The organism is Cutibacterium avidum ATCC 25577, assembly GCF_000227295.1.
Classification (GTDB): domain Bacteria; phylum Actinomycetota; class Actinomycetes; order Propionibacteriales; family Propionibacteriaceae; genus Cutibacterium; species Cutibacterium avidum.
Genome location: NZ_JH165054.1, coordinates 665297 through 677283, shown reverse-complemented (window position 1 = coordinate 677283; position 11987 = coordinate 665297). Strand labels below are relative to the sequence as shown.

The window sequence follows — 11987 nt, the reverse complement described above, 5'->3', positions numbered from 1 at the left end:
TGCCCCGACCGATGGCGGCCTCGCAGAGGCCCCCTCACTGCAGATTCCCGGTCAGAAGACGACCACAGTCGTAGGTGTCGGGCCGATGCCCGAACCATGGCCTGACGACCCAAGACTCGATCCTGAACTGTTGGCATCGGGGGATCGACGCAATGTCGTCGATCGTTATCGATACTGGACGATGGAGGCCATCGTCGCTGACCTCGACACCCGACGGTCCCGGTTGCACGTGGCCATCCAGAACTGGGAGCACGACTTCAACATCGGTTCCGTGGTGCGCACCGCAAACGCCTTCAACGTCGCGGCTGTGCACATTCTGGGACGACGACGCTGGAACCGACGCGGTGCGATGGTGACCGATCGGTACTTGCACGTCTATCACCACCCGGACGTCCCCACCTTCCTGGAGTGGCTTGACGAGCACGGCATCACCCCTGTCGGCGTGGACAACCTGCCCGGATCGGTGCCGCTGGAAACGGCAAGACTCCCGCAGGACTGTTGCCTGCTCTTCGGCTCCGAAGGCTCTGGACTGACCGACGAGGTCGTCGCAGGCTGCGACCAGTTGGTGGCCATCACCCAGTACGGGTCAACTCGTTCGATGAATGCCGGAGCCGCTGCCGCGATCGCCATGTACGCCTGGACGACCCAGTGGTGCGAGGCCCCAAACCCACCCACCGACTGAACAGGGAAACCGCGACCCCCTAGGCTCGTGCCATGAGCACACAACCCGCCGAGGACCCAGGACGACTGGTGGTGGCGTTCAATCCAGTGCCGAGTGCCTCCCGGGTTGCCCACCATCACGCGACGAGATTCCGCCTTGCCGTGCAAGCCCTCGTCGTCGTCATCATCGGTGGCCTGCTGTGGGCGTTGACGGCTGACGCCTTTGAACTGTCCACCGTGATGTGGATGTTCGGTGCCTGGGTGGTGCTGTTCCTGGTGCTCTTCGTCATTCAGAATCTGCGCCTGCATGCCGCGCGCAAGGATCTCCTTGACGTGGGGGAAGGGCCAGCCCTCATCGTCGACTCCGACGGTTTGAGCGTGCGACGGATACTGCGCACCGGGGAGGAGGACTTCGCCGCACCGACCATGGACGAGATCAGCTGGAAGGACATGGCGTCCATCAAGGTGGGTGGGTCGTCCATCGGATCGGGCCCCGGGCTCGTCGTCCATGCTGACGATGGCCGTCAGTGGGAAGTCCCGCTGTCCTGGCTGGATTGTCCGCCAACAGACATCGACGCCGCAGTCTCAACAGCGTCGGGCGGCCGGGTGTGCGTCGAGCAAGCAGGGGTTGACACCGCCGACTGATGTGCGTTGCGCAGCACCTTTGAGCGTGCTGGAGTTCCGGGCTGACATCACCCGGGTGGATGCGGAAGAATGAACTCTCGTCATCGCGAGTTCATACAGGAAGGCGCAATATGCCCATCGCAACACCCGAGGTCTATGGCGAGATGCTGGACCGTGCGAAGCAGAAGGGCTTCGCCTACCCGGCCATCAACGTGACCTCCTCGCAGACCCTCAATGCGGCCCTGCAGGGCTTCACCGAGGCCGGCTCCGACGGCATCGTCCAGATCTCCACCGGTGGCGCCGAGTACGCCTCCGGGCAGAAGGTCAAGGAGATGGTGACCGGTGCCGTGGCACTGGCCGAGTACGCCCGAGTCGTGGCCAAGGACTACCCGGTGAACATCGCTCTCCACACTGACCACTGCCAGAAGGAGAAGCTCGACAAGTACGTCAATCCGCTCATCGCCATCTCTCAGGAGCGGGTGGACCGCGGCGAGGACCCGCTGTTCAACTCCCACATGTGGGACGGCTCGGCCATCGAGGTCGAGGAGAACCTCCAGATCGCCGAGGAGCTGCTCACCCGCACCTCGAAGGCCAAGATCATCCTGGAGATCGAGGTCGGTGCCGTCGGTGGCGAGGAGGACGGCGTCACCGGGGAGATCAACGAGAAGCTCTACACCACCGTCGCCGACGGCATGCGTACCCTCGAGGTGTTGGGCACCGGGGAGAAGGGGCGTTATATCACCGCGCTGACTTTCGGCAACGTCCACGGCGCCTACAAGCCGGGCTTCGTCAAGCTGCGTCCCGAGATCCTCAAGGAGATCCAGGACGAGTGCGGCAAGAAGTATGGCCAGGACAAGCCCTTCGACCTGGTGTTCCACGGCGGATCGGGATCGACCGCCCAGGAGATCGCTGATGCGGTGTCGTACGGAGTCATCAAGATGAATGTCGACACCGACACCCAGTACGCGTTCTCCCGTCCTGTCGTTGAGCACATGTTCAAGAACTACGACGGCATGCTGAAGATCGACGGGGAGGTCGGTAACAAGAAGATGTACGACCCCCGTGCGTGGGGCAAGAAGGCCGAGGCCGGGATGGCTGCCCGGATCGTCGAGGCCTGCGAACAGCTCGGTTCGAAGGGAACCTCGCTGAGCGCCTGAGTATGCCTGTGCAGAATCCCGGCCAGTCCTATGGTGAGGATTGGCCGGGATTCTTGGGCTCATCGGTGCGATGGCAGTGGTGGAGGTGGAGTGTCGTTGGCCCGCACTGTTGCGTTCCAGTCGACGAGCCACTTTCCATCAACGGGGGTCATGATAACGGTCATGATTGGTTCTGCTGTCGAACGTGCATAGATGTCCGCTGACCTTGTTGGAAGAGGCCCATCAGAAATAAGGATTCCTTCGTTTGGTGCGGCTTTGTCATCGTGGTAGGCCTTGAAAATAGCTTGGCCCCACTCTTTGGCTTTCTTGGAATGACCATCCCAGCCGGTATTGGGTGCGACGAGGTCCTGAACGCGGCCGTTGTCAATAGCGTCAGGGGTTGATATGGCCTCGGCGAAGTAGGCCGCTATGGCGACATCACTTGGCTGAAGTTCGTCATCGTGATGCTGCACCAGAAGTGTGCCTCCAATCCCGGCAGCAGCGGACACGATAGCACATATCAGATACGTTAGAACAGCTTTGATGTTCATTGATCTCTCCGGTCAGTAGCTGAATTCATGTCAAGTGAAGTGCCCATATTGTCCGTCCCAGGTGGTTCTTTTTCCCAGTTGAATTAACTCTCTTTTGAAGCGCAAAAAATGGTATGTTGTGGGTGTTGGTGCTGTGATAGGTCAGGAGCGGCTGTTTTCCGCTTCTTCCTGTGACGATCATGCTATGAGACCACGCACCATTGTATCCGTATTGGACGACGTTTCCGTGCCACATGACGTGGGAGTCCTCGTTAACCCCCAGTTCGCGCAGCCGTGCCTGGAACTGGTCCGCGGGCAGCATGGTGTGGGGCAGCCCGGTCGACTGGTCGCTCATCGAGCCGTCCAGGTCGAAGGGAAGGGCGCCCGGGATGTGTGGCACCCCGGGTCGGCAGGGGGACACGTCGACGACGATGATGCGGTCGGCGTCGGGGCCTTCAAGCAGTTGGGCGAGGGCGTTCGGGCTGACCACGGGAGTGGGGCACAAGGTCTCGGCCATGGTTGCATTATGTCACCGCCGATTCCACCCAGTAACACCATGGCGGGCATTTGGTCAGTTGAACATGGTTCAAGTGTGGAAAAGGGACCCACCTGCCCCTAACGCACTCGGCAAGTGGAATCATGGAGCTATGAGTCCGCGAAAGATTGGCGTTACCGAGCTCGTGCTCCGCGACGCGCATCAGAGCCTGCTTGCCACCCGTATGTCCATGGAGGACATGGTCGACGCTTGCGCCGACATCGATGCTGCCGGCTACTGGTCCGTAGAGTGCTGGGGCGGAGCTACCTTCGATTCCTGCATCCGTTTCCTCAACGAAGACCCGTGGGAGAGGCTGCGGACCTTCCGCAAGCTGATGCCCAACTCACGCCTGCAGATGCTGCTGCGTGGGCAGAACCTGCTGGGTTACCGTCACTACAACGACGAGGTCGTCGACAAATTCGTCGAGAAGTCCGCCGAGAACGGCATGGACGTCTTCCGTGTCTTCGACGCCCTCAACGACCCGCGTAACCTCGAGCACGCCATGTCTGCCGTCAAGAAGACCGGCAAGCATGCTCAGGGCACCATCTGCTACACCACCTCCCCGATTCACACCCCGGAGAGCTTCATCAAGCAGGCCGATCGCCTGATCGACATGGGTGCCGATTCGATCGCCTTCAAGGACATGGCGGCCCTCCTCAAGCCGCAGCCCGCCTTTGACATCATCAAGGGCATCAAGGAGAACCACCCCGACGTGCAGATCAACCTGCACTGCCACTCCACCACGGGTGTCACCCTGGTTACCCTGCAGAAGGCCATCGAGGCTGGCGTCGACGTCGTCGACACCGCCATTTCCTCGATGTCGCTCGGTCCGGGCCACAACCCGACCGAGTCCCTCGTCGAAATGCTCGAGGGCACCGAGTACACCACTGACCTCGACATGGATCGCCTCCTCAAGATCCGTGACCACTTCAAGAAGGTTCGTCCGAAGTACAAGAAGTTCGAGTCGAAGACGCTGGTCAACACCAACATCTTCCAGTCCCAGATCCCGGGCGGAATGCTCTCCAACATGGAGTCCCAGCTCGAGGCGCAGGGGGCTGGCGACCGCATGGACGAGGTCATGAAGGAGGTGCCGCGCGTCCGCAAGGATGCCGGTTACCCGCCGCTGGTCACCCCGTCCTCCCAGATCGTCGGAACCCAGGCCGTGTTCAACGTCCTCATGGGCAATGGCGAGTACAAGAACCTCACCGCCGAGTTCGCCGACCTGATGCTCGGCTACTACGGCAAGCCGATTGGTGAGCTCAACCCCGACATCGTCGAGATGGCCAAGAAGCAGACCGGCAAGGAGTCGATCGACTGCCGTCCCGCCGACCTGCTCGAGCCCGAGTGGGATGAGCTGGTTGAGCAGGCCAAGGGCCTCGAGGGCTTCGACGGCACCGACGAGGACGTTCTCACCAACGCCCTGTTCCCGGGAGTCGCCCCGAAGTTCCTCAAGGAGCGTCCGGAGGGCCCGAAGAGCGTCGCGATGACCGAGGCACAGCTGAAGGCCGAGAAGGAAGGCACCGGCGCTGCCGGCATCGCCGGACCGGTCAACTACAACGTGACGGTCGGTGGCAACAGCCACCAGGTGACCGTCGAGCCTGCGTGAGGATGATCGCCAACCATGGCTGAGAAGAAACCAATCAAGCTGGCCGACACCATGGCCGGCCGAATCGAGCAGCTTGCCGACGAGCGCCACAATGTGGAGCTCGGAGGCGGCGAAGCTCGACTCGAGAAGCAGCGTGATAAGGGCAAGCAAACTGCCCGCGAGCGCATCGACAACCTCGTCGACGCCTACTCCTTCGACGAGGTGGGTGCGTTCCGCAAGCACCGCACCACCCTCTTCGGCATGGACAAGGCCGAGGTTCCCGCCGACGGTGTCGTCACCGGTCGCGCGACCATTCACGGTCGCCCGGTGCACGTCGCCTCCCAGGACTTCACCGTCATGGGTGGTTCCGCTGGTGAGACCCAGTCGACCAAGGTCGTCGAGACGATGGAGCAGTCCCTGCTGACCGGCACCCCGTTCCTGTTCTTCTACGACTCGGGCGGCGCCCGAATCCAGGAGGGCATTGACTCGCTGTCCGGCTACGGCAAGATGTTCTACGCGAACGTCAAGCTGTCGGGCGTCGTGCCGCAGATTGCCATCATCGCCGGCCCCTGCGCCGGTGGCGCCTCCTACTCCCCGGCTCTCACCGACTTCATCATCATGACGAAGAAGGCCCACATGTTCATCACGGGCCCCGGAGTCATCAAGTCGGTCACTGGCGAGGAGGTCACCGCTGACGACCTGGGTGGTGCCGACGCGCACATGTCCACCTCGGGCAACATCCACTTCGTGGCCGAGGACGACGACGCCGCGGTGCTCATCGCGCAGAAGCTGCTGAGCTTCCTGCCGCAGAACAACACCGAGGACGCCCAGATCTCCAATCCCAACAACGACGTCTCCCCGCAGCCCGAGCTGCGCGAGATCGTTCCGTTGGATGGCAAGAAGGGCTACGACGTCCGCGACGTCATCGCCAAGATCGTCGACTGGGGCGATTATCTCGAGGTGAAGGCTGGCTGGGCGACCAACATCGTCACCGCCTTTGCTCGTGTCAACGGTCGTACCGTCGGCATCGTGGCCAACCAGCCGAAGGTCATGTCGGGCTGCCTCGACATCAATGCCTCCGACAAGGCTGCCGAGTTCATCACCTTCTGCGACTCCTTCAACATTCCGTTGGTGCAGTTGGTTGACGTTCCTGGTTTCCTGCCTGGTGTCCAGCAGGAGTACGGCGGCATCATTCGCCATGGCGCGAAGATGCTGTACGCCTACTCCGAGGCCACCGTCCCGAAGATCACCGTGGTGCTGCGCAAGGCATACGGCGGTTCCTACCTGGCCATGTGTAACCGTGACCTGGGTGCCGACGCCGTCTACGCCTGGCCGAGCGCGGAGATCGCAGTGATGGGTGCTGATGGCGCAGCCAACGTCATCTTCCGTCGCCAGATCAAGGAATCTGAGGATCCCGCAGCCACTCGCGCCGCGAAGATCGAGGAGTACCGCAACGCCTTCAACACGCCTTACGTGGCTGCTGCTCGTGGACAGGTTGATGACGTGATCGATCCCGCCGACACCCGTCGCAAGATCATCGCCGCTCTGGAGACCTACGCCACCAAGCGTCAGTCCCGTCCGGCCAAGAAGCACGGCGTCATGCCGTGCTGAGTGAAGAAGGCTGATGGGAGGACAAGATGAGTGAGAACAATGAACTCGTCATCGAGACGCTGAACAAGCGACTCGCAGCGCTGGAGGCCGAGGTTTCCCGGCTCAAGAAGACGAGCAAGGACGTTCCTGAGGACGTGCTCGCCGTCATCTGCGCCGCCGTTTCGGCTTACCTGGGCAACGACGGAAAGGTTCAGGCCGTCCGTTTCGCCCCGAGTGAGACCTGGGTCCGTCAAGGACGCAGGGCTCAGCAGAACCATTCGATTCGTTGACCTGGAGAAACTGACATGAAGCTCAAGGTGACCGTCAATGGCGTCGCTTACGACGTTGACGTTGACGTTGACAAGACCCCTAATACGCCGATGGCGCCGATCCTCTTCGGAGGCGGCTCCGGTGGCCCGATGAAGGCGTCCGGTGGCGGCGCCGGCAAGGCTGGAGAGGGCGAGGTTCCCGCTCCGTTGGCTGGCACCGTTGCCAAGATCCTCGTGGCCGAGGGTGACGCCGTCAAGGCTGGTCAGGTTCTCCTGACCCTCGAGGCCATGAAGATGGAGACCGAGATCAATGCCCCGGCGGATGGAACCGTCAAGGGCATCCTGGTGGCTGTCGGTGACGCCGTCCAGGGTGGCCAGGGCCTGGTGGCTCTGGGCTGATCCCCCGCACAGACCACAGTGGCGCCGCACCTTCAGGTGCGGCGCCACTGTCATGTTTCCGTGGCCGCCATGTTCTCGTGGTTGTCATTGGCCGAGGGCACGAGGACGGCCTGCCTCCAGGAGGAGGCAGGCCGTCCGTGACTCAGATCACTTGAAGACGATCATCTTACGGCCGGTGGGGGTGTGGTTCCACAGCCACTTCAGGCCGGACATGTTGCGGATGTTGATGCAGCCGTGCGAGGCACCATTCCACCCACGACGGGAGAAGTCCGACGAGTAGTGGATGGCCTGACCACCGTGGAAGAACATCGAGTACGGCATCGGGGTCCCGTAGACACCCGACACGTGGTTCTTGTCCTTCCAGTACACGGTGTTGACGCCCTCAGCAGTGGGCTCGCTGGAGCGTCCGAAACGAGCGTCAAGGGTGATGAGGATGCGTCCGTTCTGGACCATCCACAACTTCCGCTGCTTCTTCGAGGCGCAGATGACGGTTCCCGTCATGCAGCGACGGTCGAGATGAGCACCCGAGTTGTTGATCGGGACGCTGACAGGTGCCGCGACGGGGCGGGAGGACACGGCAGTGGCCGGGATCCAGCTCTGCATGTTGTTGAACACGACCGGCATCCAACCGTTGCGATTCGGGCCGCGCCGGACGACGCGAGTGCCCTGGTGGGCCGTACCCATCGAGCGGAACGAGGTCGAGGCGCCAGCGCGCATCGTCTGGTCCTTCTTCATCCAGAAGGTTTGCGGACGGGTGGAGGTGACGGTGTTGCCTGGCAGCCAGCCCTGCTTGCCCTTGTAGAAGACCGGGGCCCAGCCATGGTGGTTCGGCCCACGGCGGACCATGACGGTCGTGGCATGGGTGCGTCCCATGGATCGGAAGGAGTTCGACGCGCCAGTACGCAGCTCGGTCTCGACGTAGATCCATTGAGTCTGGGGATGCCAGGTCGTCACCGTGTTGGCGGGGACCCAGCCCTGCGTGTTCTTGTACAGAACCGGGGCCCAGCCGTTGTAGTTGGGGCCACGACGAATCAGGGCGTGGGTGGGGGCAGTGCGTCCCATGGAGCGGAAGCTGGACGAGGCCCCGGTGCGCAGGTCTGCGGAGATGTAGGTCCACAAGGTCTGTGGCTTGTTGGTGGTCAGGGTATTGGTGGGGACCCATGCGTTGGTGCTTCCATGGCGTATCGGGGTCCAGCCGTTGCGCTCCTCGCCGTGGATGACGACCTGAGTGGTGGCCCGGATCTTGCCCATGGAGCGGAACTTGCTACTGGCGCCGGTGCGCAGATCGGTCGCGATGTAGATCCATGCTGTCTTCTCGATCTGGACCGCCCGCACAGCCGTGGAGACCGCCGCGTACGGGGTCGACTCGATGGAGGACTCCGGGGTGGCCGGTGAGCTCGGGGTTTCCGATACGGCCGCCGAGGGGGTCGCATCGGAAGAGGGAGTTGCCTCGGTCGAGGAGGTCTCCTCAGGAGCGGAAGTCGTCGCTGGGGTAATAGGGGTCTCAGATGCGTTAGTGGAGGACGCAGACTGCGGAGAGGAATCCGTGGCGGTGGGCGGGGCAGTGGGTTCCGCGTGAGCAGTACCGACGATCCCGGCGGACAAGGACAAGGCCAGTGCGGCTGCCAGACCGGCAGCGCGGGAGGACTGCATGGATCGAACACCTTTCGGGGATGTGGACGAGAAGATCGTACGCCATATCACCGATGACTCTGACTGCTTTCTGTTCGCTTTGTCGCCCCTTCGGCGGTGTTTTTCGCCATGACATGACGATGGCGCCGCAACTTCCCTAGTCAAGGGGAAACTGGGGCGCCATCGAAATGTGGTCAGGCTTTCGTCAACTGTTCTTCGCGCGGGTGCGAGCCTTGGCCCGCTCGTGGGCGTTCAGCTCGGTTTTGCGAATACGGACGACGTCCGGGGTGACTTCGAGACACTCATCCTCACGGCAGAACTCGAGCTGCTGTTCCATGGAGAGCTTGGTGGCCGGGATGAGGCGCTCCAGTTCGTCGCCGGTGGAGGAACGCACGTTGGTGAGGTGCTTCTCCTTGGTGGGGTTGACGTCCATGTCGTCGGGGCGGGAATTCTCGCCGACGACCATGCCCTCGTAGGTGTCGTCACCGGGGGAGACGAACATCGTGCCGCGCTCCTGCAGGTTGAACAGGGCGTAGGAGGTGACGACTCCCTGCCGGTCGGCGACCATCGAGCCACTCTGACGGGTGCGCAACTCGCCCACCCAGGGCTGGAAGTTCTCGAAGATCTGGTTCATGATGCCCTGACCCCGGGTCTGGGTCAGGAACTCGGTGCGGAAGCCGATGAGGCCACGAGCCGGCACGACGAACTCCATGCGCACCCAGCCGGAGCCGTGATTGACCATGTGCATCATCTGGCCCTTCCGCAGGCCCATCATCTGTGTGACGGCTCCCATGAATTCCTCGGGGGCATCGATGGTGACGCGCTCGAAGGGCTCGTGCAGCTTGCCGTCGATGGTCTTCGTGACGACCTGCGGCTTGCCGACGGTGAGCTCGAATCCCTCACGACGCATCTGCTCGACGAGGACGGCCAGCTGCAGCTCGCCGCGGCCCTGGACCTCCCACATGTCCGGACGGTCGGTGTCGGTCACCTTGATGGACACATTTCCAATGAGTTCCTGGTCGAGGCGAGCCTTGAGAAGACGAGCAGTGAGCTTGTCACCGGAACGGCCAGACAGCGGCGAGGTGTTGATGCCGATGGTCATCGACATCGACGGCTCGTCGACGTGGATAAGGGGCAGCGGATCGGGGTTCTCAGGATCCGAGAGGGTCTCACCAATGGTGATGTCAGGAATGCCGGCGATGGCGACGATGTCACCGGGGCCGGCCTTCTCGGCGGGGACGCGCTCGAGGGCCTCGGTCATGAGCAGCTCGGACAGCTTGACGTTCTGGACCGAGCCGTCGCGCTTGCACCAGGCCACCGTCTGTCCCTTGGAGATCTCACCGGAGACGACGCGGCACAGGGCCAGACGACCGAGGTAGGGGGAGGCGTCGAGGTTGGTGACGTGGGCGCGCAGCACCCCGTCCTCCTCGTAGGTGGGAGCAGGAATGTTCTGGAGGATGCAGTCGAACAGCGGCTGCAGGTCGGGGGAATCGGGCATCCCGCCGTCCTCGGGCTTGTTGAGGGAGGCCCGTCCGGCCTTGGCAGAGGCGTAGACGACCGGGACGTCGAGCAGGGAGACGTCATCGTCCTCGGAAAGATCCATGAAGAGGTCGTAGGTCTCCTCGACGACCTCGTCGATGCGAGCGTCGGAGCGGTCGACCTTGTTGAGGACGAGGATGAGTGGGAGTTTCTTGGCCAAGGCCTTGCGCAGCACGAAGCGGGTCTGGGGGAGGGGGCCCTCGGAGGCGTCGACGAGGAGGATGACGCCGTCGACCATCTCGAGGCCACGCTCGACCTCACCGCCGAAGTCAGCGTGTCCGGGGGTGTCGATGATGTTGAGGATGATCTCCTCGCCGTCGCTCATGACGTGCTTGACAGCGGTGTTCTTGGCGAGAATGGTGATGCCCTTCTCACGCTCAAGGTCCATCGAGTCCATGACGCGTTTCTCGACCTCGGCGCCCTCACGGAAGGCTCCCGACTGCCACAGCATCGCGTCGACCAACGTGGTCTTTCCATGGTCAACGTGGGCCACGATGGCGATGTTGCGCAGATCCTTGCGTACGGGCATGCAGAACTCCGGTTCAGATCGAGGATGTGGACACCGCGACGAGGCCGCGGGGCTTCGGCGGGCGAAAACGCGCCACCGTGAAGTGTAGGTCAGTGCAGGGTTGAGCTACGAATGAGCGAGTCAGCGCCACAGTTCGAAGCGCTGACGCGGTGGCTGGTGTGCTGATTTCTCGGCGGCAGTGTGATTGCCGTCACACCATTGAGAAGGTGGCACCTGTGCCTTGACCTGGTCGATGTGTTGGCCACATCCGGCCCAGGTCGTCCTACCACAGACGTCACATCTGACGGGTCGGCACATGGTGGTGATCCTTCCATTTGGCTGGAACAAGTTTATGTCACATGCCCTTGCAGGCGGCCTGAGCGAGCGCTTCGGCGCGTTTCGCCCTAGGCTTGGGAGTATGGCTGAGGAGCAGAACACCGATCCGACCGCAGAGATCGAGGAACAGGACCACGGCGTCCACTTGCCGCCTGACCCGGCCATCCGCAAGCTTGCCAAGCGGGGACGCGGTGAGTTCATGTCGGTCGTCAAGGAACATCCGTCCTCGACGTTGTGTTGGGCTCTCCTGGCTGAGGGGTCCCTGCTGTGCGGCACCGATGCTGCTGATGTCGCGGCCTATGCCTATGCACGTACCGGGCGTGATCTCGGCCTGGAGCAGCTGCGAGATGCCGGCTGGGACGGCGACGGCGTTGTTGACTGGGGCTACCTGCCGAACCAGGGGGTGTTCCGCTGTCTCCACGCCCTCGCAATGGCGGCTGAGAGGCTGGGATTTGGTGACGAGTCCGATGACGCCGACACATTGCTGCGCGAGTTGAGCGACGAGGCCTGGCGAGCGCTGCGTGGCGACGAGGTGCCCACCGATGGCGCTATCGACGTCGAGGTCGGCGAGGACGAGTCCGACGGCGATCAGGAGAACGATCACCAGGAGTGACCTTTCGCCGTCAAGGTGAGGTCATGAGATT

At 62.6% G+C, this 11987-nt stretch carries 13 protein-coding genes; 8 read left to right on the top strand and 5 right to left on the bottom strand.

What is annotated here, in order from left to right:
- The first annotated feature begins 85 nt into the window (after positions 1–85).
- The 3 genes from HMPREF9153_RS03065 to fbaA all read left to right on the top strand — a co-directional run bounded on the left by HMPREF9153_RS03065 (position 86) and on the right by fbaA (position 2441).
- Positions 86–682 carry a TrmH family RNA methyltransferase gene (locus HMPREF9153_RS03065; protein ID WP_174266631.1) on the top strand — a complete coding sequence of 199 codons (597 nt, stop codon included), beginning with the start codon at positions 86–88 and terminating at the stop codon, positions 680–682.
- A gap of 140 nt (positions 683–822) precedes the next feature.
- On the top strand, positions 823–1305 hold the full coding sequence (locus HMPREF9153_RS03060; RefSeq protein WP_036979970.1) for a hypothetical protein: 483 nt from the start codon (positions 823–825) through the stop codon (positions 1303–1305).
- Positions 1306–1415: 110 nt separating this feature from the next.
- Positions 1416–2441 (top strand): class II fructose-bisphosphate aldolase, encoded by a 1026-nt coding sequence (fbaA, locus tag HMPREF9153_RS03055; RefSeq protein WP_004809248.1) that lies wholly within the window; start codon positions 1416–1418, stop codon positions 2439–2441.
- Positions 2442–2500: 59 nt separating this feature from the next.
- Here fbaA and HMPREF9153_RS11745 read toward each other — a convergent pair whose 3' ends face one another.
- Together HMPREF9153_RS11745 and HMPREF9153_RS12570 are read right to left on the bottom strand one after the other, a co-directional pair.
- Positions 2501–2932 carry a hypothetical protein gene (locus HMPREF9153_RS11745; RefSeq protein ID WP_060801307.1) on the bottom strand — a complete coding sequence of 144 codons (432 nt, stop codon included), beginning with the start codon at positions 2930–2932 and terminating at the stop codon, positions 2501–2503.
- 64 nt (positions 2933–2996) lie between these two features.
- On the bottom strand, positions 2997–3467 hold the full coding sequence (locus HMPREF9153_RS12570; protein WP_004809247.1) for an amidase domain-containing protein: 471 nt from the start codon (positions 3465–3467) through the stop codon (positions 2997–2999).
- A gap of 130 nt (positions 3468–3597) precedes the next feature.
- Between HMPREF9153_RS12570 and HMPREF9153_RS03045 the strand changes: the two genes are divergently transcribed.
- The 4 genes from HMPREF9153_RS03045 to HMPREF9153_RS03030 are packed head-to-tail and all read left to right on the top strand — an operon-like array spanning position 3598 to position 7328.
- The gene (locus HMPREF9153_RS03045) at positions 3598–5091 is read left to right on the top strand and encodes a methylmalonyl-CoA carboxytransferase subunit 5S (RefSeq protein ID WP_004809245.1); all 1494 of its coding nucleotides are present in this window, start codon (positions 3598–3600) and stop codon (positions 5089–5091) included.
- Positions 5092–5106: 15 nt separating this feature from the next.
- Complete coding sequence (locus HMPREF9153_RS03040) at positions 5107–6681, top strand: acyl-CoA carboxylase subunit beta (protein ID WP_004809243.1); 1575 nt, start codon at positions 5107–5109, stop codon at positions 6679–6681.
- 26 nt (positions 6682–6707) lie between these two features.
- A complete protein-coding gene (locus HMPREF9153_RS03035) occupies positions 6708–6950 on the top strand; it encodes a hypothetical protein (RefSeq protein ID WP_004809241.1) in 243 nt (80 codons plus the stop codon).
- A 15-nt stretch (positions 6951–6965) separates the two neighbouring features.
- The gene (locus tag HMPREF9153_RS03030; RefSeq protein WP_004809238.1) at positions 6966–7328 is read left to right on the top strand and encodes a biotin/lipoyl-containing protein; all 363 of its coding nucleotides are present in this window, start codon (positions 6966–6968) and stop codon (positions 7326–7328) included.
- Between the two features lie 147 nt (positions 7329–7475).
- Here HMPREF9153_RS03030 and HMPREF9153_RS03025 read toward each other — a convergent pair whose 3' ends face one another.
- The 3 genes from HMPREF9153_RS03025 to HMPREF9153_RS13015 form a co-directional block, all read right to left on the bottom strand.
- Positions 7476–7829, bottom strand: coding sequence for a L,D-transpeptidase (locus HMPREF9153_RS03025; protein WP_036902046.1), 354 nt, complete (start codon positions 7827–7829; stop codon positions 7476–7478).
- 1336 nt (positions 7830–9165) lie between these two features.
- Positions 9166–11028 carry a translational GTPase TypA gene (gene typA, locus HMPREF9153_RS03015; protein WP_004809234.1) on the bottom strand — a complete coding sequence of 621 codons (1863 nt, stop codon included), beginning with the start codon at positions 11026–11028 and terminating at the stop codon, positions 9166–9168.
- 120 nt (positions 11029–11148) lie between these two features.
- A complete protein-coding gene (locus HMPREF9153_RS13015) occupies positions 11149–11325 on the bottom strand; it encodes a DUF8730 family Cys-rich protein (RefSeq protein ID WP_004809232.1) in 177 nt (58 codons plus the stop codon).
- Positions 11326–11425: 100 nt separating this feature from the next.
- On the opposite strand from HMPREF9153_RS13015, the gene HMPREF9153_RS03010 reads away from it, so the two are divergent.
- Positions 11426–11956 carry a DUF3151 family protein gene (locus HMPREF9153_RS03010; protein ID WP_021107935.1) on the top strand — a complete coding sequence of 177 codons (531 nt, stop codon included), beginning with the start codon at positions 11426–11428 and terminating at the stop codon, positions 11954–11956.
- Positions 11957–11987: the final 31 nt, after the last annotated feature.